The following is a 26,473-nucleotide window of genomic DNA, read 5'->3' on the forward strand; positions in this document are numbered from 1 at the left end:
CTGCTTATTTCGGCAGCAAAACCGCGTGACTTCAACGCGTTACCTCGGCAAAGTCGGGCCGATAGGTGAGGGACTTGAGGTATGAGCGAGATCGTCACGGCGGGTATTCTGGTTATTGGGGACGAAATCCTGTCCGGCCGGACCAAGGACAAGAACATCGGCTTCATCGCCGAATACCTGACCAATATCGGCATCGACCTGAAGGAGGTCCGGGTCGTCTCCGACGACGAGCCCGACATCATTGCCGCGTTGAATGCACTGCGGCATCGCTACACCTATGTCTTCACCACCGGCGGCATCGGGCCGACCCATGACGACATCACCGCCGACAGCGTCGCCAAGGCGTTCGGCGTCGGCATCGACCATCATCCGGAGGTGGTCGCCCGTTTCCGCGAGCGCTGGAGCGAGCAGGACCTCAACGAGGCCCGCCTGCGCATGGCCCGCATCCCTGATGGTGCCGAGTTGATCCAGAGCGCGACCATCCTCGCCCCCGGGTTCAAGATCGGCAATGTCATCGTGATGGCGGGCGTGCCCTCGATCATGCAGGCGATGATGGACATCGTCTCGCCCAAGCTGAAATCGGGCGTGCGCATGCTCTCCGAATCGGTCCGCGCCAATGCGCGGGAAGGCGACATCGGCAGCCCGCTGCGGGCGATTGCCGCCGAACATCCCGACACCATCATCGGCAGCTATCCCTTCATGGATGAAGAGCAGAAGCCCAACACCAATCTGGTGGTGCGCTCGCGCGACGCGGACAAGCTCGCAGCCGCAATGGCGGCAGTGAAGGAAATGCTGGCGGGATTGAACATCACCCGTTAGCAACCTGGCTGCCGGCAGACGAAGGAGACGACAATGGCTGGTGAAGCACCGGAACTGAGCGCACAGGAGCGGGCCGGCAAGGCCTTTCCGGTTTCGTGGGACCAGTTCCACCGCGATTGCCGGGCGCTGACCTGGCGGCTCAACGAGGTCGGCCCGTTCCATGCGGTGATCGCGATCACCCGCGGCGGCCTAGTGCCGGCCGCGATCGTCGCGCGCGAGCTCGGCGTGCGCGTGATCGACACGGTCTGCATCGCCAGCTACGACCACGACAAGCAGGGTGAGCTCCAGGTCCTCAAGGGCATCTCGGAATCCGCCATGAAGCTCGGCGGCGGCACCGGCAAGGGGCTCCTGATCGTCGACGATCTCGTCGACACCGGCAAGACCGGCAAGCTGGTGCGCGCGATGCTCCCCGACGCGCATTTCGCCACCGTCTACGCCAAGCCGAAGGGGCGCCCGCTGGTCGACACCTTCATCACGGAAGTCTCGCAGGACACGTGGATCTTTTTTCCCTGGGACACCGCGCTGTCCTATCATCCGCCGCTCCGCGACGGCGCGGCGTGATCTTCGCCGTCATTGCGAGGAGCCAACGGGTCCGCGCGAAGCGCGGCTCGATGACAGGCTCCGCGACGAAGCAATCCAGACTGCTTCCGCGGATGCATTTCTGGATTGCTTCGCTTCGCTCGCAATGACGGGTGGAGGCAACCATGCCCCTGCAAAACCGAGTCACGCCAACCGGCGAGATCGTCGCGACACCACATCGCGGCCTGTTCACCGGCAACCGCGGCATCATCCATGATCCCGCGACGAAGACGCTGCTGAAAAAGCGCTGGTCGTCGCCGGCCTGGATCGTTTGCCTGTGTGAATTCCGCGGCTGGCGGCGGCCTGTGATGGGGCGGCGGAGCTGGACCGAGCTGTTCTTTCTCGACGAGGCTACCGCCTTTGCCGCGGGCCACCGTCCCTGCTTCTTCTGCCGCCGCGACGATGCGAGGCGCTTTCGCGTTGCATGGGAGACGGGGAATGATGCAAGCGGCATCAGCGCCAAGGCGATGGATGCCGTACTGCATCGGGAACGGCTCGATCGTGGCAAGAAACGGCTGCATGCGCTGCCGATGCCGGTCGCGGAATTGCCGGACGGCGCGATGGTGCAACAGGGCGACGACTGCTTCCTGGTCGCGCAGGGCAAGGCGCTGCTGTGGCTACCCGCGGGCTACGTCCCGCATACGAGCGCTCTCGATGACCCGATGCTGCTGACGCCGCCTTCCACTCTGCGCGCGATCATCGCTGGATATCAGCCTGTGCTGCATCCGACCGCGCGCAGCTAGCGCAGTGGCTTACGGTCTTGATCCACGGTCGTCCGCGCATCGCGCAACGCCCATTCGCGAACGCCAGACGGATCATAGCCTTAACCCAGCTTCTCGCGTGCCAGCGCGGCACCGGCGCCGAGCGCCATCAGCTTGGCTTCGGCGATCTCGCGCCGCATCGGCGCCATGCCGCAATTGGTGGTGGCGATGATGTTGCTCTTGGGCACGAATTTCGACACCGCGTCGATGACCTGCACGACATCCTCGGCCGTCTCCACCGTGTCGCTGGCGACGTCGATCACGCCGGCCTGCACGATCTTGGATTTGAGCAGGGCAAGCAGGTCGAGCGGCACCTTCGAATTACGGCACTCGATCGCGACCTGCTGGATGGGGCTGGCGTCGATCGCGGGAAAGATCTGCTCGTACTGCCGCCATTGCGCGCCGAGTGTTTCCTTCCAGTCGGTGTTGGCCTTGATGCCGTAGCCGTAGCAGATATGCACGGCGGTGGCGCAGGTCAGGCCCTGCGCTGCGCGCTCCAGCGCCTTGATGCCCCAGTCGTTGACCTCGTCCATGTAGACGTTGAACGCGGGCTCGTCGAACTGCACGAGATCGACGCCGTCGGCCTGGAGCGCCTTGGCTTCCTCATTCAGGAGTTCGGCGAACGCAAAGGCCATCTTGACGCGGTCGCCATAGTAGCGATCGGCAATGGTGTCGATGATGGTCATCGGTCCGGGCAGGGTGAATTTCAGCTTCTTCCTCGTGTGCGCGCGGGCGACGCGCGCCTCGTCGGCGTGGACGCGGCTCTTCAGCCGGAGCGGGGCGACGACCTGCGGCACCATCGCCTTGTAGCGATCCTTGCGGATTCCCATCTCGACCTTGTGGGCGAAATCGATGCCCTCGATCTTCTCCAGGAAACCGTGGACGAAATGCTGCCGGGCCTGCTCGCCCTCGGTGACGATGTCGATGCCGGCGTCCTCCTGGACTTTGACGGCAAGCATCGTCGCATCGCGCTTGGCGCGGACGAGCTCGTCGCCTTGCGACTTCCAGGGCGCCCAGAGCATGTTGGGTTCGGCGAGCCATTCCGGCTTCGGCAAGGAGCCGGCGATCGTGGTTGGAAACAGCATGGCGGCCCTCTCGGCGGGTTATGATTGCGCCCCTTCCTGCCATGTCTTAACGTCGAGGTACAGAACAACAAAAGTCGCCCTGAAACCGGCGGCGCCGGACCGGAAACGCCATGATCGAATTCTTCTTCGACTGTTCCAGCCCCTGGACCTATCTCGCCTTCCACAACATCCAGCCGCTGGCCAAGGAGGTTGGCGCCGAGATCATCTGGCGGCCGATCCTGGTGGGCGGCATCTTCAATACGGTCAACCCAAGTGTCTATGCGCAGCGTGAGACACCGGTGCCGCTGAAGGCGCGCTACATGAAAAAGGACCTTGCCGACTGGTCGCGGTCGGCCGGTCTCGCGATCAAGATGCCGCCGACGGTATTTCCGGTGAACAGCGTGAAAGCGATGCGCGGCTGCATCTGGCTCGGCCAGGAATTGGTGCCTTTCGCCACGGCGGTGTTCGAGACCTATTGGGGCGAGGACAGGGACATCTCGCAGGACGCTGTGCTCGCCGAGATCTGCAGGAAGGTCGGCGTCGACGAGCAGAAATTCTTCGTGGGCATTTCCGGGCAGGGGATCAAGGATCAGCTCAAGACCAACACCGAAGAGGTCGTCGCCCGCGGCGGCTTTGGCTCGCCGACGATCTTCGTCGGCAAGACCGACATGTATTTCGGCAATGACCGCCTGCCGTTGATCCGCGAGGCGCTGCTGCGCGGCAAGGCGAGCGCGGCCTGATGGTGCGGGCTGTTGTTTGCCGCACGCTCGGCGCGCCCGAAACGTTGCAGCTCGAGGAGTTTCCGTCGCGCGACCTGAAGCCGGGCGAGGTCCGCGTCGAGATCCGTGCCGCCGGCTTGAATTTTCCCGACGTGCTGATGGCGGCCGGCGAATACCAGCTCAAGCCGGAGCTGCCGTTCACGCCGGGCATGGAGGCGGCCGGCGACGTGACCGAGGTCGGCGCAGAGGCGAGCGGCGTAGCCGTCGGCGACAAGGTCATCGTCAAGATGCGGCACGGCGCCTTCACCGATGAAGCAGTGGTGATGCCGTCGCAACTCACGCCGATGCCATCGACGTTCGACTATGCGGAAGCCGCGACCTATCTCGCCGGGCACGGCACCGCCTATCACGCGCTGATCGATCGCGGCCGGGTCGAGCCGGGCGAGGTGCTGCTGGTGCATGGCGCCGGCGGCGGCGTGGGCCTTGCCGCCGTGGAAATGGGCAAGATGCTGGGCGCGACCGTGATCGCGACGGCGTCCAGCGACGAAAAGCTGGCGATTGCCAAGGCGCGCGGCGCCGATCATCTCGTGCGCTACGATCGCGAGCCGTTTCGTGATGCCGTCAAACGGATCACCGACGGCCGCGGTGCCGACGTCGTGTTCGATCCCGTCGGCGGCGAAGTGTTCGAGAATTCGATGCGTTGCATCGCCTGGGGGGCGCGGCTGCTGGTGATCGGCTTCACCGGCGGCATCGGCTCGGCCAAGACCAATCTGCTGCTGATCAAGGGCGCCAGTGTGCTCGGTGTGCGTGCCGGCGAAGCCGTGCGGAAAAATCCCGCGCTTGGCGAAGCGCGCCTGAAGGCGCTGGTCCAATGGGCCGAGGAGGGCAAGTTGCGCCCCAACGTCTCGCATCGCTTGCCGCTGGAGGAGTTTGCGAAGGCGATGCGGTTGCTGATCGACCGCAAGTCGATCGGGCGTGTGGCGTTGGTGATGAATTAGCTTCTACCGTCGTCATTCCGGGGCGCCCGCAGGGCGAGCCCGGAATCTCGAGATCCCGGGTTCGACGCTCCGCATCGCCCCGGGATGACGCTTCGCGTCACTTATACTCCCGCTCCGTCCACCACGGGAAATAGTCCGGCATATCGCTCGATACCTTGTTCTTGAACTGCGCAGGGCGCTTTTCCAGGAACGACACCACGCCTTCCTTCACATCGTCCGAGCGGCCGCGGGCGTAGATGCCGCGGCTGTCGACCTTGTGGGCCTCCATCGGATCGTCGGCGCCCATCATGCGCCACATCATCTGGCGGATCAGTGCCACCGACACCGGTGCGGTCTTGGCGACGAATTCCTTGGCGAGCGCACGTGCGGTCGGCAGCAGATCATCAGGGGCTACGACCTTGCTGACGAGACGTCCCGCGAGGGCTTCCTGCGCCGGGAAGACGCGGCCTGAATAGCACCATTCCAGCGCCTGCGAGATGCCGACGATGCGCGGCAGGAACCAGCTCGATGCGGCCTCCGGCACGATGCCGCGCTGGGAGAACACGAAGCCGAAGCGGGCGGCGTCGGAGGCGATGCGGATGTCCATCGCGAGCTGCATGGTGACGCCGATGCCGACGGCGGGACCGTTGACCGCGGCAACCACCGGCTTCAGGCATTTGAAGATGCGCAGCGTCACCTGGCCGCCGCCGTCGCGCACCTGGGAATCACTGTAGTCGACCTTGCCGTCGGCGAAGCGCTTCACCGGCCCGCGCCGGGCGTCGCGATCGAACGTGTCCGCACCGGACGAAAGGTCTGCGCCCGCGCAAAAACCGCGGCCGGCGCCTGTGACGATGATGGCGCGGACGTTGTCGTCCTGGTCGGCGGCGTCGAACGCGTCGATCAACTCTCCTTGCATCTGCGCGTTGAAGGCGTTGAGCTTGTCGGGGCGGTTCAGCGTGATGGTGAGGATCTGCTCGGCGACCTCGTATTTGATCGTCTCATACGCCATGGTGGTTTCCTTCCCTGTCCTGAATTCTGTCTCGAAGAGACGTCATGCATGGTCGCCGGCGTCCGTCTTGCGCGGACTGGGCATGTGGCGATCAGTAAGAGAACGTGGATGGCCGGGCTGAACACAAGCCTGGCCATCACGGCGTGCGTTAGCGCGCCGGCGGGCTCGGCCAGGGCTTCTGCGGCCCGCGCAGGCTCTCAAAAGCCTTGGCCATGCCAAGCACGCCGATATCGTCAAAGCGGCGGCCGACGATCTGCACGCCGATGGGAAAACCCTTGGCGTCGAAGCCGCCGTTGATGGAGATCGCCGGATTCTCCGACATATTCCACGGCACGGTATAGGCGATGTGCTCGAACGGCTTCATGGGATCGTTGGTCGGCGAGGCCCACTCCGCCGGATAGTTCACGTTCGGCGCGGTCGGCGAGATTACATAGTCGAGCTCGCAGAACAGCTTTGATGCCGCCGCCCGGATGGCCATGGTCTGGTTGAAGCCGCGGATGACGTCGACGCCAGACAGCTTTGCGCCGGACTCGCCCCATTTGAAGATGTAGGGCAGCACCTTTGCCTGCTCGGCCGACGTCAGCTTGGACAGATCATCCCACATCCGCGCGCGCCAGAAATTGTCGAGACCATCGAGCATCTCGCGCGTGAGGATGCCGTCGACTTCCGTGACGACGGCCCCTGCAGATTCGAACGCTTTCGCCGCCTTCACCGCGACCTCGCGCACCGGCTTGTCCAGCGCCAGGCCAACGCCGGGATCGAGCATCAATCCGATGCGGAGTTTGCGCGGGGATTTCTCCATCCCCTTCCAGTTGAGGGGCTCGGCGGGAAGGCTCATGCCGTCGCGCCGGTCGGGTTTTGCGATCACGCTCATCATCAGCGCGCAATCGTCGACGGTGCGGGTCATGGGACCGGCGACGCGGCCGACATAGGTGGGATCGATCGGCACGCGGCCAAAGCTCGGCTTCAATCCGACGAGGCCGCACCAGCCCGCGGGCAGGCGGACCGAGCCGCCGATATCGGTGCCGAGATGCAGCGGACCATAGCCAGCTGCCGCAGCGGCGCCCGCGCCGGCGCTGGAGCCGCCGGGATTCTTGGAGAGGTCCCAGGGATTGCGCGCGAGCGCATGGAAGCTGGAGAGCCCCGAGGACAACATGCCGTAATCGGGCATGGTGGTCTTGGCGAAGATGATTGCACCGGCCTCGCGCAGGCGCGCGGCGGGTGGTGCGTCCTTCTCGGCCGGCACGAGCTTGACGCTGGCCGCACCCAGCGGCACCGGCACGCCTTTGGTCGCGATGTTGTCCTTCACGGTCGCCGGCACGCCGTCGAGCGCGCCGGACGGCTCGCCCCCGGACCAGCGCGCGGTCGAGGCCTTCGCGGCCTCGCGCGCGCCGTCGGGATCAAATGCATAAAGCGCCTTGAGGTGCGGCTCCCACGCTGCGACATGCGCGAGCACGTCTTCCAGCACCTCGCTCGGCGAGAACTGCTTGGCGCGATAGCCCGCGATCAGGTCGACCGCGGAGAGATCGTGCAGCGAAGTGACTTCCTCTTCGACGCTTTTTTTATGCATTGCTACCTACCGGCATACGGGTCTCGATGATCCGGGCGAACATGCTGGCACCGATCGGCAGGATCTTGTCGTCGAGCACGAAGCCGGGATTGTGCACGGGCACCGAGCCGTCGTGGCCGACCCAGAAATAGGCGCCGGGAATGGTTTGCAGCATGTCGGCAAAATCCTCGCTGCCCATCTTCGGCTGGGCGCGGGTAATCACGTTGGCGGGGTCGACGATTGTGCGCGCGACGTCCTCGACCACCCTGGACTGCTCGACCTGGTTGACCAGCACATCGAAGGTGTCGCGGATGTCGACGTCGATCACGCACTGATAGGCGCTCGCAATGCCGGCGCAGATCGTGCGAATGCGTTCGCTGATCAGGGTGCGGACTTCCTTCGAGAAGGTGCGGATGGTGCCGCAGAGATGCGCTTCGCCGGGGATGACGTTGTAGGCGGAGCCGGCATGGATCTGCGTGATTGAGACGACTGCGGCCTGCAGCGGCTCGACGTTGCGGCTGACGATGGTCTGGATCGCCTGCGCCAGCGTGGTCGCGATGATCACCGCATCCTTGGAGCGTTCGGGCATCGCGCCATGCGCGCCGTAGCCTGTGATGCGCAGATCGAAGAAGTCGGCGCTGGCCATCGCAGGGCCGGGCAGGATCGCGATCTCGCCATGGTTGAGGTCGGGCGCGTTGTGCAGTCCGTAGAGCTCGTCGCACGGAAATTTCTCGAACAAGCCGTCCTTGATCATCGCGCGGGCGCCGCCGAGGCCTTCCTCGGCCGGCTGGAAGATCAGGTGTACTGTACCGTCGAAATTCTTCGTTTCGGCGAGGTAGCGCGCGGTGCCGAGCAGCATGGTGGTGTGGCCGTCATGGCCGCAGCCGTGGAAGCGACCGGGGATTTTCGAGCTCCATTTCAGATTGGTGTTCTCCTCCATCGGCAACGCGTCCATGTCGGCACGCAGGCCGATCCGCTTGCCGCCCGTACCCTTGCCCTTGATGACGCCGATCACGCCGGTGCCGCCGAGACCGCGATGCACCTCGATGCCCCAGCTCTTCAGCTTGTCGGCGACGATGCCGGAGGTGCGCACTTCTTCGAAGCCGATTTCCGGATGGGCGTGAAGGTCGCGCCTGATAGCTGTGAGTTCGTCGGCATAGCCGTCGATGCGGTCGATCGTGGGCATGTGTTCTGTCCAGTTAGCGTGAGGAAGGGATGAAAACCGGGCCGTTCGGCTTGATGCGAATGCCCGGCCGCAGGCGCGTCCACGGCAGCGTAGCAGTGTCAGCGGGCATCGCGCCGGGGGCAGCGCAGATCATCAGCTTTTCTGCGATCGGCTCGAAATCGGCGCGGAAGTGCACCGAGCTCTTGTTGACCAAAATCTTCTCTTCGGTCGGCTCGATGCCGACATAGCGGTACATAGCCTGATCGGCGAGCTGCGCCTTGTGCGAGGAGACGACGACGCGGACGTCGCCGATGCGAAGGCAGGCCGACGGGCCCATCTCCATCTCGCGGCCGCCATAATAGGGCCCGGGCGCAATGAAGCGGCCGTCGGAGAGTTTTTCGACCACGAAGGTCTCACGATAGGGCTCGTCGCCGGGAATGCCGGACTTGCCGCCGAGCGACAGCGTCACGCTGGCACCGACGCCGGCTGCATGCGCGGCCTTGGCCGATTCCGGATCGTAGATCGCGCCGGTCGCGGCGCTGGCCTTGTTGCGTACCAGCGCGCGTAGCATTCCGGTGGTGTCGGAATCGCCGCCGGCGCCGGGATTGTCCTGGGTGTCGGCGATGATGATCGGCTTGCTCGCGCCCTTCGAGAGTTCCATCGCGTGGCGCACGCCGTCATCGGGTGACCAGATCTTGCCGTCGAAATCGTCCTCGTGGCTTTCGATCAGCTTCACGATCGCATCCGCCGCGTGGTCGGCATCGGCTTGCGTCTTGCCATAGGCGAACACGCTCGGCCCGCAATCGCGGAAATCGGCGGCGGGGAAGCCGGGCGCGAAGGACAGCGTCGGAACCGCATCGCTCTCCAGTGCCGCAAGCTTTTCGTAGATGCCCTTGGTCGGCTGGTCGTTGGTGCACTGCCAGCTGATCGGGATCAAGAACGGCAATTGCCGGAAGGCCTTTGCGAAACGCCGCTTTGTCTTCAGAAGCAATGCGAGGTGTCGCGCGGAGGCGCGGCCGGTCTCGGCCATGTCGACATGGGGATAGGTGCGGTAGGCGATCAGCGCATCCGCATGCTCCATCATGTCGGGGGTGACGTTGGCGTGGAGATCGAGGCTGGTGACCAGTGGAATGTCCCTGCCGATGACACGGCGCACGCGCGCCAGGATCTCGCCTTCGCCATCGTCGAAATGTTCCGTGACCATCGCTCCGTGCAGATCGAGATAGACGGCGTCGATCGGGCCGGCGGCTGCGATGCCGTCGATCATCGCCTGGACGATACGCTCGAAGGCGTCCCTGGTGACATGCGCCGAGGGGCTCGCGCCGCAGGCAATCGTCGGAACGAGTTCCCAGCCGAGGGCTTCGGCGCTGTCGACGAAACCGGCGAGGCCGACATTGATTCGGCGCATCACCCTCAGCACGTCGGGACCTTGAGTCATCGCCGGCCAGCCGCCGCCGTGCTGGAAGTCCGCGAAAGTCGCCTTCGTCGGAGCGAAGGTGTTGGTCTCGTGCAGGAAGCCGCCGACGGCGATACGTGTCATCAACTCAAGTCCAGCAATTGAAAGTGCGCGACGTTAGCCCTGTGCTTGCGGCGAGAGCAAGCCGGGAAGCAATCGCGCCATGCATAGGGTCAAGTTGTTTTGGGAATACTGCGGATGCGGTGTTCGTTGGAGCCAAAGATGGCACCAAGCTCTCGGTGTCGTCCCGGCGAAGGCCGGGACCCATAACCCCAGGGAGCAGTTTGGCGAAGACGGGATGTTTGGGATTGGCGCCACACGCGATCGATAGATCGCGCGGTATGGGTCCCGGCCTTCGCCGGGACGACACCGAAGAGTGTTGCTACAGAGGGGCCGCCACGCCCTCGGCCACCGGCCGGAAGTTCGCAAAATCCCAGCCGCGGCCTGGCGCTGCCTCGAGCAAGGCTTTGGTGTACGCCTCCTTCGGATGCGTCAGCACTTCGGCGGCCGGGCCCTGCTCGACGACGCGGCCGTGCTGCATCACCACGACCTCGTCGCAGATCTGTGCTGCGACGCGCAGATCGTGAGTGATGAACAGGATGGCGATGCCGAGCCGCTTCTGGATCTCGTCGAACAGGTCCAGCACCTGCGCCTGCACGGAGACGTCGAGGGCGGAGACCGCCTCGTCCGCGACCAGCACGTCGGGATCGAGCGCGAGCGCGCGGGCGATCGCAATGCGCTGACGCTGGCCGCCGGAGAACTGGTGCGGATAGCGCGTGACCGCATCGGCGGGCAGGCCGACCAGCTCGAGCAATTCGCGGGCACGCTTCATTGCGTCGGCATGCAAGACGCCGTAATTGATCGGGCCTTCCGCGATGCTTTCGCCGACGGTGACGCGCGGGTTGAGCGAGCGGTAGGGGTCCTGGAACACGATCTGGATCTTCTTCCGATGCGGCTGCAAAAGCCGCCGCGAGATGTCCGAGATCTCGCGGCCGGAGAGGCGCACGCCGCCGGAGGTCGGATCGATCAGACGGACGATGCAGCGCGCCACGGTCGATTTGCCCGAGCCGCTCTCGCCGACGATGCCGAGCGTGCGGCCCTTGCGCAGCGTCAGCGTAACCTTGTCGGCGGCGACGACTTCGCGGCCCTTACCGAAGAACGAGCGCTCGCGGTAGACCTTGCCGAGTTCGTTGGCCTCCAGCACCACCGGTTCCTTGGTCTCGGGCCGTGCTGCGCGCGGCACCAGGCTCGGCACTGCGGAGAGCAGGTTGCGGGTGTACTCCATGGTCGGATTGCGCAGGATGGAGTCGAGCGTTCCGGTCTCGACCAGTCGGCCCTGCCGCATCACCGCGACGCGGTCGGCGATCTCGGCGACCACGCCCATGTCATGGGTGATGAACAACACGGCGGTTCCGTGATCGCGCTGGAGATCGCGGATCAGGGTCAAAATCTGCTTCTGCGTGGTGACGTCGAGCGCGGTGGTCGGCTCGTCCGCGATGAGCAACTTCGGTTCGAGCACGAGCGCCATCGCGATCATGATGCGCTGGCGCTGACCGCCGGAGAGTCGGTGAGGGTAGGAGGCGAAGATACGCTCAACCTGGGGCAGGCGCACCTGCTCCATCATGTCGAGGATGCGCTTCTTGCGCGCCTTCGCATCGAGTTTGGTGTGCGCGCGCAGAACCTCGTCGATCTGGCGGCCAACCGGCATCACCGGATTGAGCGCCGTCATCGGCTCCTGGAAGATCATCGCCATCCGCGTCGCGCGGAGCTGCCGCAGGCGGCGGTCGGTCGCGGTGAGAATCTCTTCGCCGACCAGCTTGACGCTGCCGCCGGTAGGAATCAGCGTGCCCTTCGGCAGCAGACCCATGGTGGTCAGCGAGGTCACCGACTTGCCCGAGCCGCTTTCGCCGACGAGGCACAGCGTCTCGCGCTCGTGCACCTGGATCGAGATGCCGTCGATGATGTTTGCAGCATTCGGCTTCTTGCCGACGGAGACGACGAGGTTGTTGATGTCGAGGATGGGGCTGGTCATCACTTGATCGGTCATCATTTGCCTTCCCGCTGCTTCATGCGCGGATCGAGTGCGTCGCGGGCGGCGTCGCCGATCAAATTGATGCTTAGGATGGCGATCGAGAGCAGCAGGCCCGGCCAGAAGATCAGCGTCGGCTTGAGCTGGAAGTACTGACGGCCCTCGGCCATGATGTTGCCCCAGGTCGGCGTTTCCGGCGAGATGCCGGCGCCGAGGAAGGAGAGGATAGCCTCGGTGAGGATCGCGGATGCGCAGACGTAACTGCCCTGCACGATGAGCGGTGCGATCGTGTTCGGCATCAAATGCCGCCACATGATCTTTGGCAGGGATGTGCCGACTGAGATCGCAGCTTCAACATAGGGCTCCTCGCGCGCCGATAGCACGACCGAGCGCACCAGGCGTGCCACGCGCGGAACTTCGGGAATGGTGATCGCGATCAGCACGGTCCAGAGGCTGGCGCCGGACAGCGACACCACGGCGATCGCCAGCAGGATGCTCGGCATTGCCATCAGGCCGTCCATGATCCGCATCATGACGGAATCGACCAGCTTGAAGAAGCCGGAGACGAGGCCGATCGCCAACCCGATGACGATCGACATGATCGCCGAGCCGATGCCGATCAGAAGCGAAATGCGTCCGCCATACATGACGCGCGACAACAGGTCCCGGCCATAGGCGTCGGTGCCGAGCAGGAATTGCGCCGAAGAGGGCTTCAGTCGCTGCGAGGGCGCAAGCTGGATCGGATCATACGGCGCGATCAACGGCGCCAGGATCGAGATCAGCACAACCAACGCCAGGCAGATGGTCGCTGCCGCGATGATCGGCGTCGAGGTCAGGAATCCGAAGCGCGGCCGTAGCGGCGACGTGATCGGGATGGACGACTGAGGAAGGGTATCGACCGACATTTTTGTTGTTATCCTTGCCTCAGTACCGGATCCGGGGATCGAGCAGCGTGTAGGCGACGTCGATCAGGAGATTGACGACGACATAGATCAACGACGTCAGCAAAATCATAGCCTGGATCACCGGATAGTCGCGCGCCAGCACCGCATCCACCGTGAGGCGGCCGATGCCGGGGATGTTGAACACGCTCTCGGTGACGACGACCCCGGAGATCAAAAGCGCAAAGCCGGTACCGATCACCGTGATCACGGGCACGGCGGCGTTGCGCAGCGCATGGCGCATCATCACGGCGACTTCGTTGATGCCTTTTGCGCGCGCGGTGCGGACGTAGTCCTCGCCGAGCACGTCGAGCATCGCCGCGCGCGTCATGCGCGCGATCAACGCGATGTAGATGAAGGACAGCGCGCAGGTGGGCAAGATGATACGCTCGAAGAATGGCCCAAACCCGTTCGAGATGCTGCGGAAGCCCTGCACCGGCACCCAGCGCAGGTCGATCGCGAAGACCTCGATCAGGATGTAGCCGACCACGAAAACCGGGACCGAGAAGCCGAGCACCGACAGGCCCATCACGAAGCGGTCGATCCAGGTGCCGTGCTTCCAGGCCGCGATGACGCCCAGGGGAACGGCGACGATGACGGCCAGGATGATGGTCGACAGCGCAATCGAGATCGACGGCTCGACCCGCTGGCCGATCATCTTCATCACCGGAAGGTTGGAGATGAGTGACGTTCCGAGGTCGCCATGCAGCAGCTTGTTCAGCCAGGTGATGAACTGCACGATCAGCGGCTCGTTGAGACCGAGCGAGGTGCGGATCCGCTCGAGCCGCTCCGGCGTGGCGTTGTCGCCGGCAAGAATCGCGGCGGGATCGCCCGGGGTGAGGCGGAGCAGGAGGAAGACGAATAGCGCCACTACGCCCATCACGGGCACGGCGGCGAGAATTCGGCGAAGGAGATATCCGAGCAAGTTGGATCCCGTCAGATTAGAGTCAAATCAGAGACAGCGGCTGGAGCCTGGGTTCTGCCACCAGCCTAACATTTCAGCAATTCCCATGCCATCCGAGCCGCAGTTTTTGCAGTGCGGTCACCTTGCTTTGGTGACTTGGCCCGGTTTTGGTGTCGTGGCCCGCCCTTTACTCGAGAGTCGCGAGCAGCCCCGCCATCAGCCGGCCGCGTTCGACCAGACTTTCGACCTCGATATACTCTTCGAGCGTGTGGCCGTTGCCGCCACGCACGCCCAGGCCGTCGAGAGTCGGGATGCCCATTGCGCCCGTGAAATTGCCGTCGGAGCCGCCGCCGGAGCTCGCATGCGGCAGTTCAGCGCCGAGCGACTTGGCGATCCCGCGCGCCTTTTCATAAAGCGCCATGGTGCCGGCATCAGGCTCCCATACCGGACGTGTCACGCCACGGGTCACCTTGAAGGTGACGTCATTGGTTGTACCGGAGAGCGCCAGCATCCTCTGGACGCCGCGATCGAGGTCGGCTTGGCGCTTGGCCATCGAGAGCGCTTCGCCGGTGGCGGTCGTGGCAACGCAATTGACCCATTGCCCCCCGTGCACGACGCCGACCGAAAACGTGCAGTCTTCGCCCGTCATCGCGTCGATGGCGAGGATTTGCCGCGCCATCTCGCGGATGGCCGAGCGGCCCGCCGACAAGGTCGCGCCGGCGTGGCTCGGTCGCCCGGTCGCCTCGAGATTGAACCGCGCGATGGCGTAACGTCCGGTGGTGACGCCGTTGTCGGCGCGGCCGGGCTCGGGCACCAGCACATATTTGTTGCGCGCGGCTTGCGCCTCGATGATATCGCGCGTGGAGGGTGTGCCGACTTCCTCGTCGGCCGTGAACAGCACGGTGATCGGCAGCGGCGTCGTGAACGAAGCGCGGGCCAGTTGGCGGATCGCTTCCAGCGAAAGATAATTGCCGCCCTTCATGTCGTAGATGCCGGGTCCGTAGCACTTGCTGCCCTCGCGACGCCATTTCAGCTTCTCGATGGTGCCCGTGGGGTGGACGGTATCCATATGTCCGGCAATCAGGATGCCCGGCTCGCCTTGCTTCGGATGCGGAAAGCGTGCGCGGATCACGCCGCCAAAACCCTGGCGACCGGCGATGCGCTCGATCGTCGCACCCATGATCGCCATCTCCCGCGCTGCGATATCGAGCATGCGGTTCACGGCGCTCGCATCCCAGGTCGGGCTTTCGCATTCCACCCAGCCGCGCAGGCCCTGGAGCATCGCTTCGGAATCGAAAGGAAGATTGGCTGGATTCATCTCAATGTCTCTCGGACTTCGGAACATGGAACGCGCATTGCATTGGCGTGGGGCAGGACAGGCGGAGAGCGTTGTAGAGCCAAACCGATCCTTGGGGAGCCCGTGCGCGCGCCGCTTGGGCTTGCAGCGAAACCGGATTGACGCGCTCGACACTGTCTGCAAGTCTCGAAAAGATAAAGGCATTGCATGAGGTTAGTTCGCCTAAAGAACGAACCGGATGCTCAATCAATAACCTGCCTTTGAACAGTTTCACGTCAGGAGAACTTTTATGTTTAAGTTGATGCGCCGGGGGCCTCGCGCGTTCGCCTCCAAACTTGCGCTGTCGGTCGTCGCGCTTTCGACCGCACTGGCCTCGCCGGTGCTTGCGGCCGGCAAGACCATCACGGCGGTGATGCACTCGGATCTGCGCATCATCGATCCGATCTTCACCACGGCCTACATCACGCGCGATCATGGCTACATGATCTACGACACGCTCTTGGCGCCCGATTCGAACTTCAAGATCCAGCCGCAGATGGCGGACTGGAAGATCTCCGACGACAAGCTCACCTATACGTTCACGCTGCGCGACGGCCTGAAGTGGCATGACGGTGCGCCGGTGACGGCGGAGGACTGCGTGGCCTCGCTCAAGCGCTGGGCCGCGGTCGACGGCATGGGCCAGAAGCTACTCGACTTCACCGCGAGCATCGAAGCGACCGATGCCAAGACCATCACGCTTAAGCTGAAGGAGCCCTACGGCCTCGTGCTCGACTCCATCGGCAAGCCGTCCTCCCGCGTTGCCTTCATGATGCCGAAGCGCCTCGCCGAGACGCCGCCGGACAAGCAGATCCCCGAGCAGATCGGCTCGGGTCCATTCAAGTTCGTGCAGTCGGAATTCCAGCCGGGCGTGAAGGCGGTCTACGTCAAGAACACCGATTACGTGCCGCGCAAGGAGCCGTCGAGCTGGACCTCCGGCGGCAAGGTGGTGAAGGTCGACCGAGTCGAGTGGATCACCATGCCGGACTCGCAGACCGCGGTGAACGCCTTGCAGTCGGGCGACATCGACTTCGTGGAAAATCTGCCTTACGACATGCTCCCGTTGCTGGAAGCGAACAAGGAGATCACGATCGAGGTCTCGAACAAGTTCGGTTTCCAGACGCTCGGCCGGATGAACTTCCTTTATCCGCCATTCGATAATGTCAAAGTGCGCCGTGCTGCCTTTCTGGCGATAAACCAGAAGGACGTTCTCGACGCGCTCGTCGGCAACGCCAAATATCAGAAGATCTGTGGCGCCTTCTTCGTGTGCGATACGCCGTTCGCGACAGAGGCCGGTGCCGAGACCCTGGTGAAGGGCAACGGCATGGCCGAAGCCAAGAAGGCGCTCGCCGAATCCGGCTATGACGGCACCCCGATCGTGATCATGGCCCCCGGCGATGTCACGACGCTGAAGGCGCAGCCGATCGTTGCGGCTCAGTTGCTGCGCGAGGCCGGCTTCAAAGTCGACCTGCAGGCGACCGATTGGCAGACGGTGGTGAGCCGCCGCGCCAGCCAGAAGCCTCCGAAGGAGGGCGGCTGGAACATGTTCTTCACCAACTGGGTCGCGGCCGACGTCTCCAACCCGATCGCCAATCTCTCGATCGGCGGCCAGGGCAAGAAGGGCTGGTTCGGCTGGGCCGAGAACGCCAAGATCGAAAAGCTCAAGGACGACTTCGTTCGTGCCGCCTCGCTCGACGATCAGAAGAAGATCGCCGCTGACATCCAGAAGGAAGCCTATGAGCAGGTGATTTACATCCCGCTGGGGCAGTACCTCCTGCCGAGCGGCTGGCGCAAATCGCTAACCGGCGTGCTCGACGGTCCCGCGACCCCGCTGTTCTGGAACGTCGACAAGTCGGAGTAGGGCGAAGGCTCTTCCTTTCGTCCGGATCATCATGCGGCGCCGCTGTCACCAGCGGCGCCGTTCACGAGGAGAGCTTCAATGGTCCAACTCATGCGCCGGGGACGTCGGTCGTTCGCCTCCATCCTTGCGCTGTCAGTCGTGGCGCTTCCGGCACTGGCCTCGTCGGTTCTTGCCGCAGGTAAGACCATTACCGCCGTAATGCATTCGGATCTGCGCATCCTCGATCCGATCTTCACCAGCGCCTACATCTCGCGTGATCATGGCTACATGGTCTACGACACGCTGATCACGACCGATTCGAACTTCAAGATCCAACCGCAGATGGCGGACTGGAAGATCTCCGACGACAAGCTGACCTACACCTTCACGCTGCGCGACGGCCTGAAGTGGCATGACGGTGCGTCGGTCACCGCGGAAGATTGCGTTGCTTCCCTGCAACGCTGGGCCGCCGTCGATGGCATGGGACAGCAGATGATGCTGTTCACCGCGAGCATCGAGGCGACCGACCCCAAGACCATCACGCTGAAGCTGAAAGAGCCGTACGCGCTCTTGCTGGAATCGATCGGCAAGCCGTCCTCCCGGGTCGCTTTCATGATGCCGAAGCGTCTCGCCGAGACGCCGGTGGACAAGCAGATCCCCGAGCAGATCGGGTCCGGCCCTTTCAAGTTCGTGCAGGGTGAATTCCAGCCAGGGGTGAAGTCAGTCTACATCAAGAACGCCGACTACGTGCCGCGCAAGGAGCCGGCGAACTGGACCGCCGGCGGCAAGGTGGTAAAGGTCGACCGCGTCGAATGGATCACGATGCCGGACGCCCAGACGGCGTTGAACGCGCTTCAGTCTGGTGACATCGATTTCATGGAAAATCCTGCCTTCGAAATGTTGCCCAGCATCGAAGCCGACAAGCAGCTCAAGCTCGAGACCCTGAACAAGTTCGGATTCCAGACGGGCGCACGGATGAACTTCCTCCATCCGCCATTCGACAACGTCAAGGTCCGTCGCGCAGCACTTCTGGCGGTCAACCAGAAGGATGTGCTCGATGCGCTGATCGGCAATCCCAAGTACTACAAGGCTTGCGCCGCGATCTTCATCTGCGATACGCCGTTCGCGACAGAGGTCGGCGGTGAGACCCTCGCGAAGGGCGGCGACATGGCTGCGGCCAGGAAGGCGCTCGCCGAGTCCGGTTACGACGGGACACCCGTCGTGCTCATGGCGCCTGGCGACGTGCTGACGCTAAAGGCTCAACCGATCGTGATAGCCCAGCAACTGCGCGAAGCCGGCTTCAAGGTCGACCTCCAGGCTACCGACTGGCAGACGGTGGTGAGTCGGCGTGCCAGCCAAAAGCCCCCGAAAGAGGGCGGCTGGAACATGTTCATCACGAACTGGGTCAGCGCCGACGTGGTCAACCCGATCTCCAACGTCGCTGTCGGCGGGCAGGGCAAGAAGGGGGGCTGGTTCGGCTGGGCGGAGGACGCCAAGGTCGAGCAGCTCAAGGACGCCTTCGTTCGCGCGGCCTCGGCGGAGGATCAGAAGAAGATCGCGACCGAGATCCAGAAGGAGGCCTATGATCAGGTGCTCTACATGCCGCTCGGCCAGTATCAGGCGCCGAGCGCGTGGCGGAAGTCGATCAGCGGTGTGATCGACGGCCCGGCGACGCCGGTGTTCTGGAACATGGACAAGTCGGAGTAGGGGAAGAGCCGCCTCTCGCACCCTTTTCCACCCATCACGCGGCGCCGCTGTTACCGGCGGCGCCTTTGTCGTTTGTCAGTTTGAGCAAGCCGTGGAAGTGAAGAGAAGAATTTGTGGCGGCGATGAGCGTCCGCGGGATGTCCTCGTTCTCTGGCGCCGGTGCGCAGCGCCCGGAGAGCGTCACGTCAACGCCAGCGGCTTGTTGCGGAGTATCGCTCGCGCTCAGCAGTGGCTGTCCCGCACCCGCTCGAGGCCTTCGCTTGCGAAAGGCACGGTGAACGTGGCCTGCTCAGGTTTCGGCTCAGAACGTTTCGGCTCCGTCGAAACTGAGGTCTGATGGTCTTTGCGAAGTTCCGGTTGCATTATGGCGACCTTTCGAATTGTTGCAGTACAACATCGAGAGCGACGCGAAGTTCCTCACCCGATGGTGCGATGATGCGGCTTGAACAGCCGTCCCCTCTCCACCACCAGCACGATCGCGAGCGCAGCGAGTGACGACACGAAGAAGCCGACCGAGAACGGCAGCAGCGTGCCGTCGAAGCTTTGTCCGATCGCCATGCCGACGGCGATGCCGATTAGCGTGGTGATCGAGCCGTAGAGCGAGGAGGCCGTGCCGGCGATGTGGCCCTGTGGCTCCATGGCGAGTGCGGTGAAGTTGGCGACCATCGTGCCGAACGAGAACATCATGAGCGCCGAGAGCACCATGAACAGGGGAAGCGGCAACGCGCCGAGGCTTTCGGTCAGCAGCATCACGCCCGCCACCGCGGTGTAGAGCGTCAGCGCGCCGTGCGAGATCACGCGCATGCCGAGGGTCCCGACGAATCTCGCATTGAGAAAGCCGGCAATGGCGGTGCCGGCCGCGATCGCCGCGAAAGCGAGCGGAAAATAATGGCCGAGGTGATAGATGCCGACAAAAACTTGCTGGGCCGAAAATACGTAGGCGAACAGCGCACCCATGACGCTGCCGGCGGCGAGCGCGTAGCCGAGAGTTTGGCGATGGGTCACGGTCTGCCAGTAGGCCGCGAGCACGTCGGACGGCGCAAGCGATCTGCGTTCGCTCTCAGGCAAGGTCTCAGGAAGCCGCAGCACGGACCATGCGAGTGCGAGCAGACCATAGAGCATCAACACGACGAAGATGCCGCGCCACGCCGTCACCAGCAGCACCGCCTGTCCGAACGAGGGGGCGATCACGGGAACGGCGATGAATATCATCATCGCAAGCGACATCACGCTCGCCATGCGGCGGCCGACGTAACAGTCACGCACGATCGAGGTCGCGATCACGCGCGTCGCCGAGGTGCCGAAGCCCTGCAGTGCTCGCGCCAGCAGCAGCGACTCGAACGAAGGCGCGGCGATCGCGAGCACGCTCGCCACCGCATAGACCGCCATCCCGCCGAGCAGCACCGGGCGGCGGCCGAAGCGGTCCGACAGCGGACCCATGACGAACTGGCCCGCGCCGAAGCCGATCAGGAAGGTCGACAGCACCAGCTGGAGATGGTTGGCGACGGGGATATTGAAGGCCGACCCGATATTGGGCAGCGCCGGGAGCATCATGTCCATCGCAAGCGGATTCAGCGCCATGATCGACGCGATCACGATGACAAATTCGGGGAAACCCATGGGCCGGTGTCCCGAGGACACCCAATCGTCGGCATTGACGTCGGACAAGAAGCACCTCTGATGTGAGGCCCTTATCTATCTTCAATGCTGCGTTGCACAAGCGACGTTTCGGGATGGCTGGCAGGCGGAGCATGAGCGGACAAGATTGATGAGGTATCAGCGCTCCGGGCCGCGGCGATTGGTGGGATCATCGGCGCAACTCTCGTGGTGCGGGCAGCCGGGGTCGAACCGGCACAGCGCTTGCGCGCCGAGGGATTTTAAGTCCCTTGCGTCTACCAATTCCGCCATGCCCGCTTGATCCAACGAGATCAATCACTTAAGGCCCTTGCCGGCCGTCTGGAATTGGCGTTTGCAGGCCGGAGGGGCGGTTCTTCCTTAGGCGAGCCGGCCGCACAAGGCAAAGCCTCAATCCGGACATCTGTTGTTGCTTTAGGCATTCTCAATCCACGGGGACTATTCATCCGGCATGGCTGCTTTGATCCGATATCGCTGGCGCACCTGCTGCATGGCCGTCACGCTGCTCGCGGCCGGCTTCGCGTTGTCCGGCTGCGCTGGCATGAGCGAGACGGTCGCTCCGGCCTTTGCCGACCCCGCCAGGTACGAATTGTACGATTGCAAGCAACTCGAAGGCGAGCGCAAGGGGCTCGCCAACCGCACCGCTGATTTGCAGAGGTTGATGGACAAGGCACAGACCGGCGCGGGCGGCGCCGTCGTGTCGGAGCTTGCCTATCGCAACGACTACGTCGCGGTACGCGGGCAGGCGCAGATGGCCGAGGACGCTTGGCGCCGCAACAGGTGCCGGGAAACGCCGCCCGAGGCGATGCCGGCCGCTGCGCCGGCGCCCGCAACCAATCCTGGCCCGATCAAGCCTGCCCCGAAATCGACAAGAGCAGTGCGCTGAAACCAGCGCCTCGCGTCACGGTCGCCAGCCGTAGATCCAGTCCTGCCGCGCCAGCATGCGTTCCGGGCCGAGGGCGCGGACCGCAAGATCACGTGCGTATGCGAGCGGCCCACTGAGATGATACATGCGGCCCTGTTGCCGCGCGGTCCGTTTCACCCGCCGCACGCGCGCCTGGCGCGTCCGGCCGTATTGTCTCAGCGCAGCCGTGATGCCCGCGGAGCTCTCGGCGACCTCAAGGCTCAAATGCTGCGCGAGCACCGCGGCATCCTCGATCGCCATGCCGGCGCCCTGGGCTGCAAACGGCAGCATCGCATGTACGGCGTCGCCGAGCAGCGCGACCGGGCCTTTGCTCCAGGGGCAGTCGTCAGGCACGCCGAACAGCGCCCATTTCCGCCAGCTATCGACCGTGGCGAGCATCATGCGCGCCGCTGGCGGCCAGCGGGGCGCGGCGAAGGCATCCATCACCTCGAGGGGATCGCCGGGCGTGCTCCAGCCCGGTCTGTTCCAGGTGCCCGGCAGCACCGCGACCACGTTGATCTGGCGTCCGCCCGCGATCGGGTAGGCGACGAGGTGGGCGTTCGGGCCCATCCAGAGCTGGACCCGGCGCGCGGTGTAGTCCTTAGGCAGTTGCGTGGCATCGAGCGTGCCGCGCCATGCGATCAGCCCGGAGAAGCGCGGCTGCACCTCGGGAAACAGATGCTGGCGCACCGTCGACCAGATGCCGTCGGCGCCGATCAGCGCGCTGGCGAGATCACTGCGCCGGATCGTGCCGCTGCGATGGACGACCGTCAGCCCCTTGGCGTGAGGCGCGACGTCTTCGAAGGTCGCGCCGAGTTTCAGGTCGATATCGGGGTGGTCGGAGACTGCGCCGGCGAGGGCGGATTGCAGGTCAGCACGGTGCACCACCCAATAGGGAGCGCCGGCGCGCGCGGCGGCGGCTTCTCCGAGCGGCATGCGCAATAGCTCGCCGCCGGCCCGCGCGCTCATGATCGAGACCGCCTCCGGGATCACGGCGCGCAGCTTGAGGCGCTCGGTGAGGCCGAGCTCGACCAGCACGCGGCTGGCATTGGGGGAGAGTTGCAGACCGGCGCCGACTTCCTCGAGCCGCTCGGCCTTTTCCAGCACGACGATGCGGAAGCCGCGGGCCGTGAGCGCAAGCGCAGCCGTCAGTCCACCGATGCCGGCACCCGCGATGACAATCGTTCGGGAGAGCGCCACCCCTGGCCGATGGAAGCGGTCAGGCCACCTTGTCCTTCAGGACGCATTCCGGCGGACGGGCTTCGCCCGCCTTCAGGTCGGCGGCGAAACGGTACAGCGTCGAGCAATAGGGGCAGATGATCTCGTTGTCATTGCCGAGGTCGAGGAAGACGTGCGGATGATCGAACGGAGGGTTGGCGCCCACGCACATGAACTCTTGCGAGCCGATCTCGATGACGGGGACACCGGCATCGTTGTGGAAGTGCGGGACGACATGGTCGGACATCGTACTCATCCTGGAGTGGCAATGGCGGCAGACACAATCACGACTGACGCGGCATTATTAAGGCGCCGCGGACCATACTGGTGGGTACAGATGATTGCTAGTCCAGCGGAACCGAAAGCTCCGCAATGCCCCATGCTCATTTGCTCATGCAAATTCGACACAATCTTGCGGCCTGAGAGAAGCCCTTCTTTCGTCGGGGACGTTGTGTCGCAATTTTGGCATACTATGTCTGTGGACGAGCGTAATTGCGACGAAAGACGAACCGTCAGGCGTCAACGATCTCAGGACCGTCCAGGCTCTCCGCATGAAATGGTTGCGAATCAGCACAGCGTTGACCGGTATCGCGGCATGCAGCTTCTTGCTCGCGCAGGTAGCACCGCATGCCCGCGAGGCTGGCGCGATTCTGGCCGCCCAGGACGATCCCGCCGCGCTCTCCGAAATCAAGCTCGACGCACTGCTGCGGCACAACGACCGCCTGATTCAGGACAACATCGAGGTCGCGCTCGCATCGGGCGATGCCGATCTCGCCGACAGTTTTGTCGCGCTGGCGCGCGACCGCAACATCGCGCTGCCTGACGACCTCCTGAGCCGTGTCGGCGACGCGGTCAAAGCCGAAAATTCCACCTCGCATGTCGCAAAGCGGTTTGCCACCGGTCTCGTCACCGGCAACGCGGACGATGTTGCGAGCCTGTCGGGGACCGTGGCCGGCGATCTCTTCGTCATCGGCGACATCCGGGACGTCGTCCGCGAGGGCAAGCACCTCGCCATGGGCGAGGAGACCGATCGCCTGGTGCTGGGCCTTGCGGCCGCGGGTCTCGCCGTCACGGCCGTGACCTACGTTTCCATCGGCGGTGCCGCGCCGGTTCGCGCCGGGCTGACGCTGGTGAAGGACGCGCGCAAGGTGGGCCGGCTCGGCGAGGGATTAGCGGCATGGGCCGGCCGGTCCGCGCGCGAGGTCGTCGATACGCCGATGCTCCAGAACGCGGTGGCCTCCGGCTCGGTGCTGCGGCCGGGCCAGACCTTGAGCGCGATCAAGGCCGCGTTCCGCGTCGAGAAGGCTGGTGCGCTGGTTCGGCTCGGCAAGGATGTCACGCGGGTCGTCGAGAAGACCGGCACGCGCGGCGCGATGGATAGCTTGCGCATCGCCGAAGGTCCCAAGGACGTGGCACGCGCGGTGCGGCTCGCGGAAGCGCAGGGCGGCAAGACGCGCGCGATCCTGAAGCTGCTCGGCCGCGGCGCGCTGCTGCTGATTGGCGGGGCGTTCAATCTTGCTCTCTGGCTGTTCGGTGCGGCCTTGACGCTGTTCGGCCTGTTGTCCTCGATCAAGGCGACGACGGAGCGCCTGACTCAGGCCTGGTGCGATCGCAGACGGGCGCGGCGACTTCGCCAGGCCCGGATCGACGCCGAAGCCGTTCTGGCAAGCGCTGCCGTCACGGCCTAAGATACCTCTTCCCCTCAAGATTGCGGAACTGATGATGCCGAGCTTTCACAACGGCGCCGTTGAAATTGCCTATCTCGACGAAGGCGAGGGCGATCCGATTATCCTGGTGCACGGCTTTGCTTCCAGCAAGAACGTGAACTGGGTCTATCCGACCTGGGTCTCGGAGCTGCGCAAGAACGGCCGCCGCGTCATTGCGCTCGACAATCGCGGCCATGGCGAAAGCGCAAAGCTCTACGAGCCCGCGCAGTACTCGATCCCGACCATGGCCGGCGACGTGCTCGCGCTGATGGATTACCTCGCTATCCCGCAGGCCGATCTCATGGGCTATTCGATGGGCGGACGAATGACGGCGTGGCTTTCCCTCAAGGAGCCGCAGCGCCTGCGTTCGGCAATCCTCGGCGGCATCGGCATCGGCGGCCTGATCGAGGGCACCGGGCCTGGTGAGAACGTGGCGAAGGCGCTGGAAGCGCCCTCGCTCGACGACGTGTCCGATCCCGTCGGACGCACTTTTCGTGCTTTTGCAGACCAAACCCGTTCCGACCGCAAGGCACTGGCCGCCTGCCTGCGCGGCACGCGCGATCTCATGACGAAGGACGAAGCCGCGCGCATCGACGTGCCGGTGCTGATCGCGGTCGGGAGCACCGACGACGTCGCGGGCTCGGCCAGCGCACTCGGTGCCATCATCCCGGGTTCGGAAGTGCTCGACATTCCGAACCGCGATCACATGCGCGCGGTCGGCGACAAGGTCTACAAGACCGGCGTGCTCGATTTCCTGTCACGCCGCAGCTGAGGTCTCGTCCGCCGGTTCGTCGTTGCTCCAGCGCCGCGCCAGTGCCATCAACGCCACGAAGGTGGCAACCCACACCATCCGCGCGCCATAGCGGTCGTGAGGCCCGGAAATCACGCCGCAGATGAAGGCGTTGCCGAGCAGCGCCAGCACGACGGTTGCCGCCAGCAGTGTGAGATCGTCGAGCCGGCGCTTTCGGAGCGACAGCGCGAGGAATACGACCAACGCCAGCATCGAGGCCAGCGCGACCGGAACGTGCAGCCAGTTGACGCCGTCGAAATTGACGGCCCAGTGCTGCTGGCGCGCCGCGCGCATCGGCGCGACCTGCGCCGGGATATAGCGCTCGATGATGCCGTAGGTGTGCGGGATCCAGCCATTGGTGCCTTCGCCGGTGGCCACATGCAGCAATTGCTGGCCCATGGCGCGCAAGGCCGCGCCGGCCTGCCACGCCGGATAGTCGGCGAGCGAACCCACGACGATGGTGCCCATCTCGTCGTTCATGCCCTTGAAGCGGCCGAGCGTGTTGAACATGCTCTTGCCCCACAGGAATTCGTCGGCGGTCGCCGGCAGTTGGTCGCGATAGGGGCAGAGCTTTAGTTTTTCGCGCGGGCAATGGTCATTGAGATAACGCGCGACGATGCCGTCCTGCATCATGCGGCCGAAGGCGACGCCGGTGCCGCCGGGCGTCCATGTCCATTTGCCCGACAACGCATGGTTCGCCGACACCAGCATCAGGCCGCCGGCGGCGATGGTGAGGCTCGCTTGAGCCAATCCGGCGATCGGAAGCCGGCGCCCCAGCAACGGCCGCGCCATCCAGCCGGCGACGCAGAGCCCGAGCAGCACGCCGAGCGTGGCGCTGTGGGTCGCGGCGGCAAAGGCGGTGAAAACGAACAGCGAGATTTTTTCGAGCGCCGAGGTCCGCTGCCCACCGATGACCAGCAGGAATAGCGACAGCACCGACAGGCCTGCAAAAATGTCGGTGAGCAGCATGCTCGCAAGCCAGGGTAGCGCAGTCGACAGGATCAGGAGCAGGCTGATCGCGACGAAACGGAGCGTCTGCATCAGGCAGAGTACGCGCAAGGTGAGCTGCAACAGCCACAGCGTCGCCAGCGACTGGACCGCGAGATTGATCCAGAAACCAGAACTCTCGCCATAGTGCAGATAGATGCCGAACACGGTGGAGCGGCTCGGGACGAGATAGCCCTCGTACCAGCGCGCCAGATAACCTCCGGTATCCCATTGCAACAGCGGATAGCCGTTCCAGAACGCCGGCGCGATCATCAGGAGCGGCAGGGCGACCGCGGCGAGCCGCAGCCATAGTGAGCCCGCGGCGCCCGCGCGCGCATGATCGGTGGTGATGGTCAAATCCGCTCCGTTCTCACTCGGACC

The 26,473-nt window shown here is 64.4% G+C and carries 23 protein-coding genes and 1 tRNA gene; 10 read left to right on the forward strand and 14 right to left on the reverse strand.

The window, feature by feature from the left end:
• Nucleotides 1-81: 81 nt before the first annotated feature.
• From C7G41_RS22430 to C7G41_RS22440, 3 genes are all read left to right on the forward strand, one after another.
• Nucleotides 82-819, forward strand: coding sequence for a molybdopterin-binding protein (locus C7G41_RS22430; RefSeq protein ID WP_106944559.1), 738 nt, complete (start codon nt 82-84; stop codon nt 817-819).
• 33 nt (nt 820-852) lie between these two features.
• A complete protein-coding gene (gene gpt / locus C7G41_RS22435) occupies nt 853-1,380 on the forward strand; it encodes a xanthine phosphoribosyltransferase (RefSeq protein WP_106944560.1) in 528 nt (175 codons plus the stop codon).
• A gap of 143 nt (nt 1,381-1,523) precedes the next feature.
• Nucleotides 1,524-2,141, forward strand: a complete 618-nt coding sequence (locus C7G41_RS22440; protein WP_106944561.1) for a hypothetical protein — start codon at nt 1,524-1,526, stop codon at nt 2,139-2,141.
• Between the two features lie 80 nt (nt 2,142-2,221).
• Here C7G41_RS22440 and C7G41_RS22445 read toward each other — a convergent pair whose 3' ends face one another.
• Nucleotides 2,222-3,244, reverse strand: coding sequence for a methionine synthase (locus C7G41_RS22445; protein WP_106944562.1), 1,023 nt, complete (start codon nt 3,242-3,244; stop codon nt 2,222-2,224).
• Between the two features lie 110 nt (nt 3,245-3,354).
• Between C7G41_RS22445 and C7G41_RS22450 the strand changes: the two genes are divergently transcribed.
• Nucleotides 3,355-3,963 (forward strand): 2-hydroxychromene-2-carboxylate isomerase, encoded by a 609-nt coding sequence (locus tag C7G41_RS22450; protein ID WP_106944563.1) that lies wholly within the window; start codon nt 3,355-3,357, stop codon nt 3,961-3,963.
• The gene (locus C7G41_RS22455; protein WP_106944564.1) at nt 3,963-4,940 is read left to right on the forward strand and encodes an NADPH:quinone oxidoreductase family protein; all 978 of its coding nucleotides are present in this window, start codon (nt 3,963-3,965) and stop codon (nt 4,938-4,940) included. Before C7G41_RS22450 ends, C7G41_RS22455 begins: the two co-directional genes overlap by 1 nt.
• Before the next feature lie 97 nt (nt 4,941-5,037).
• On the opposite strand, the gene C7G41_RS22460 is transcribed toward C7G41_RS22455, so the two are convergent.
• The 8 genes from C7G41_RS22460 to C7G41_RS22495 all read right to left on the reverse strand — a co-directional run bounded on the left by C7G41_RS22460 (nt 5,038) and on the right by C7G41_RS22495 (nt 15,290).
• The gene (locus C7G41_RS22460; RefSeq protein ID WP_106944565.1) at nt 5,038-5,928 is read right to left on the reverse strand and encodes a crotonase/enoyl-CoA hydratase family protein; all 891 of its coding nucleotides are present in this window, start codon (nt 5,926-5,928) and stop codon (nt 5,038-5,040) included.
• A gap of 148 nt (nt 5,929-6,076) precedes the next feature.
• Nucleotides 6,077-7,498 (reverse strand): amidase, encoded by a 1,422-nt coding sequence (locus C7G41_RS22465; protein WP_106944566.1) that lies wholly within the window; start codon nt 7,496-7,498, stop codon nt 6,077-6,079.
• Nucleotides 7,491-8,663 (reverse strand): M20 aminoacylase family protein, encoded by a 1,173-nt coding sequence (locus C7G41_RS22470; RefSeq protein WP_106944567.1) that lies wholly within the window; start codon nt 8,661-8,663, stop codon nt 7,491-7,493. The genes C7G41_RS22465 and C7G41_RS22470 overlap by 8 nt, the downstream gene beginning before the upstream one ends.
• A 13-nt stretch (nt 8,664-8,676) precedes the next feature.
• Nucleotides 8,677-10,182 (reverse strand): M81 family metallopeptidase, encoded by a 1,506-nt coding sequence (locus tag C7G41_RS22475; RefSeq protein WP_106944568.1) that lies wholly within the window; start codon nt 10,180-10,182, stop codon nt 8,677-8,679.
• Between the two features lie 298 nt (nt 10,183-10,480).
• Nucleotides 10,481-12,130 carry an ABC transporter ATP-binding protein gene (locus C7G41_RS22480; RefSeq protein WP_106944674.1) on the reverse strand — a complete coding sequence of 550 codons (1,650 nt, stop codon included), beginning with the start codon at nt 12,128-12,130 and terminating at the stop codon, nt 10,481-10,483.
• 14 nt (nt 12,131-12,144) lie between these two features.
• Nucleotides 12,145-13,032 carry an ABC transporter permease gene (locus C7G41_RS22485; protein ID WP_007611875.1) on the reverse strand — a complete coding sequence of 296 codons (888 nt, stop codon included), beginning with the start codon at nt 13,030-13,032 and terminating at the stop codon, nt 12,145-12,147.
• Between the two features lie 19 nt (nt 13,033-13,051).
• Nucleotides 13,052-13,993: an ABC transporter permease gene (locus C7G41_RS22490; RefSeq protein WP_007602533.1), complete on the reverse strand. Its 942-nt coding sequence runs from the start codon at nt 13,991-13,993 to the stop codon at nt 13,052-13,054.
• Nucleotides 13,994-14,159: 166 nt separating this feature from the next.
• Nucleotides 14,160-15,290 carry a M20/M25/M40 family metallo-hydrolase gene (locus C7G41_RS22495; RefSeq protein ID WP_106944569.1) on the reverse strand — a complete coding sequence of 377 codons (1,131 nt, stop codon included), beginning with the start codon at nt 15,288-15,290 and terminating at the stop codon, nt 14,160-14,162.
• Between the two features lie 268 nt (nt 15,291-15,558).
• On the opposite strand from C7G41_RS22495, the gene C7G41_RS22500 reads away from it, so the two are divergent.
• The gene (locus C7G41_RS22500; protein WP_106944570.1) at nt 15,559-17,166 is read left to right on the forward strand and encodes an ABC transporter substrate-binding protein; all 1,608 of its coding nucleotides are present in this window, start codon (nt 15,559-15,561) and stop codon (nt 17,164-17,166) included.
• A gap of 78 nt (nt 17,167-17,244) precedes the next feature.
• Nucleotides 17,245-18,852, forward strand: a complete 1,608-nt coding sequence (locus C7G41_RS22505) for an ABC transporter substrate-binding protein (protein WP_106944571.1) — start codon at nt 17,245-17,247, stop codon at nt 18,850-18,852.
• Between the two features lie 417 nt (nt 18,853-19,269).
• Here C7G41_RS22505 and C7G41_RS22510 read toward each other — a convergent pair whose 3' ends face one another.
• Together C7G41_RS22510 and C7G41_RS22515 are read right to left on the reverse strand one after the other, a co-directional pair.
• On the reverse strand, nt 19,270-20,520 hold the full coding sequence (locus C7G41_RS22510; RefSeq protein ID WP_106944572.1) for a multidrug effflux MFS transporter: 1,251 nt from the start codon (nt 20,518-20,520) through the stop codon (nt 19,270-19,272).
• A 157-nt stretch (nt 20,521-20,677) separates the two neighbouring features.
• Nucleotides 20,678-20,766 (reverse strand) — tRNA-Leu (locus C7G41_RS22515).
• A 172-nt stretch (nt 20,767-20,938) separates the two neighbouring features.
• On the opposite strand from C7G41_RS22515, the gene C7G41_RS22520 reads away from it, so the two are divergent.
• Nucleotides 20,939-21,373: a twin-arginine translocation pathway signal gene (locus C7G41_RS22520; protein ID WP_106944573.1), complete on the forward strand. Its 435-nt coding sequence runs from the start codon at nt 20,939-20,941 to the stop codon at nt 21,371-21,373.
• 15 nt (nt 21,374-21,388) lie between these two features.
• On the opposite strand, the gene C7G41_RS22525 is transcribed toward C7G41_RS22520, so the two are convergent.
• Both C7G41_RS22525 and C7G41_RS22530 read right to left on the reverse strand, forming a co-directional pair.
• Complete coding sequence (locus C7G41_RS22525; protein WP_106944574.1) at nt 21,389-22,591, reverse strand: FAD-dependent monooxygenase; 1,203 nt, start codon at nt 22,589-22,591, stop codon at nt 21,389-21,391.
• Nucleotides 22,592-22,610: 19 nt separating this feature from the next.
• Nucleotides 22,611-22,856 carry a zinc-finger domain-containing protein gene (locus C7G41_RS22530; RefSeq protein ID WP_007602543.1) on the reverse strand — a complete coding sequence of 82 codons (246 nt, stop codon included), beginning with the start codon at nt 22,854-22,856 and terminating at the stop codon, nt 22,611-22,613.
• Between the two features lie 304 nt (nt 22,857-23,160).
• On the opposite strand from C7G41_RS22530, the gene C7G41_RS22535 reads away from it, so the two are divergent.
• Together C7G41_RS22535 and C7G41_RS22540 are read left to right on the forward strand one after the other, a co-directional pair.
• Entirely contained in the window at nt 23,161-24,297 is a 1,137-nt protein-coding gene (locus tag C7G41_RS22535; protein WP_106944575.1) for a hypothetical protein, read from the forward strand.
• Between the two features lie 34 nt (nt 24,298-24,331).
• Nucleotides 24,332-25,087 (forward strand): alpha/beta fold hydrolase, encoded by a 756-nt coding sequence (locus C7G41_RS22540; protein ID WP_106944675.1) that lies wholly within the window; start codon nt 24,332-24,334, stop codon nt 25,085-25,087.
• On the opposite strand, the gene C7G41_RS22545 is transcribed toward C7G41_RS22540, so the two are convergent.
• A complete protein-coding gene (locus tag C7G41_RS22545; RefSeq protein ID WP_199198539.1) occupies nt 25,073-26,449 on the reverse strand; it encodes a hypothetical protein in 1,377 nt (458 codons plus the stop codon). The genes C7G41_RS22540 and C7G41_RS22545 overlap by 15 nt on opposite strands.
• Nucleotides 26,450-26,473: the final 24 nt, after the last annotated feature.

It is taken from the genome of Bradyrhizobium sp. MOS002, assembly GCF_003020115.1.
Lineage (GTDB): Bacteria > Pseudomonadota > Alphaproteobacteria > Rhizobiales > Xanthobacteraceae > Bradyrhizobium.

Excerpts from the sequence above, each read along its gene's own strand:
- C7G41_RS22465 (WP_106944566.1), bottom strand. The coding sequence starts at position 7,498 with ATGCATAAAAAAAGCGTCGAAGAGGAAGTCACTTCGCTGCACGATCTC.
- C7G41_RS22430 (WP_106944559.1), top strand. The coding sequence starts at position 82 with ATGAGCGAGATCGTCACGGCGGGTATTCTGGTTATTGGGGACGAAATC.
- C7G41_RS22480 (WP_106944674.1), bottom strand. The coding sequence starts at position 12,130 with ATGACCAGCCCCATCCTCGACATCAACAACCTCGTCGTCTCCGTCGGC.
- C7G41_RS22540 (WP_106944675.1), top strand. The coding sequence starts at position 24,332 with ATGCCGAGCTTTCACAACGGCGCCGTTGAAATTGCCTATCTCGACGAA.
- C7G41_RS22440 (WP_106944561.1), top strand. The coding sequence starts at position 1,524 with ATGCCCCTGCAAAACCGAGTCACGCCAACCGGCGAGATCGTCGCGACA.
- C7G41_RS22505 (WP_106944571.1), top strand. The coding sequence starts at position 17,245 with ATGGTCCAACTCATGCGCCGGGGACGTCGGTCGTTCGCCTCCATCCTT.
- C7G41_RS22520 (WP_106944573.1), top strand. The coding sequence starts at position 20,939 with ATGGCTGCTTTGATCCGATATCGCTGGCGCACCTGCTGCATGGCCGTC.
- C7G41_RS22495 (WP_106944569.1), bottom strand. The coding sequence starts at position 15,290 with ATGAATCCAGCCAATCTTCCTTTCGATTCCGAAGCGATGCTCCAGGGC.
- C7G41_RS22460 (WP_106944565.1), bottom strand. The coding sequence starts at position 5,928 with ATGGCGTATGAGACGATCAAATACGAGGTCGCCGAGCAGATCCTCACC.
- C7G41_RS22470 (WP_106944567.1), bottom strand. The coding sequence starts at position 8,663 with ATGCCCACGATCGACCGCATCGACGGCTATGCCGACGAACTCACAGCT.
- C7G41_RS22475 (WP_106944568.1), bottom strand. The coding sequence starts at position 10,182 with ATGACACGTATCGCCGTCGGCGGCTTCCTGCACGAGACCAACACCTTC.
- gpt (WP_106944560.1), top strand. The coding sequence starts at position 853 with ATGGCTGGTGAAGCACCGGAACTGAGCGCACAGGAGCGGGCCGGCAAG.
- C7G41_RS22455 (WP_106944564.1), top strand. The coding sequence starts at position 3,963 with ATGGTGCGGGCTGTTGTTTGCCGCACGCTCGGCGCGCCCGAAACGTTG.
- C7G41_RS22530 (WP_007602543.1), bottom strand. The coding sequence starts at position 22,856 with ATGTCCGACCATGTCGTCCCGCACTTCCACAACGATGCCGGTGTCCCC.
- C7G41_RS22485 (WP_007611875.1), bottom strand. The coding sequence starts at position 13,032 with ATGTCGGTCGATACCCTTCCTCAGTCGTCCATCCCGATCACGTCGCCG.
- C7G41_RS22450 (WP_106944563.1), top strand. The coding sequence starts at position 3,355 with ATGATCGAATTCTTCTTCGACTGTTCCAGCCCCTGGACCTATCTCGCC.
- C7G41_RS22535 (WP_106944575.1), top strand. The coding sequence starts at position 23,161 with ATGAAATGGTTGCGAATCAGCACAGCGTTGACCGGTATCGCGGCATGC.
- C7G41_RS22500 (WP_106944570.1), top strand. The coding sequence starts at position 15,559 with ATGTTTAAGTTGATGCGCCGGGGGCCTCGCGCGTTCGCCTCCAAACTT.
- C7G41_RS22445 (WP_106944562.1), bottom strand. The coding sequence starts at position 3,244 with ATGCTGTTTCCAACCACGATCGCCGGCTCCTTGCCGAAGCCGGAATGG.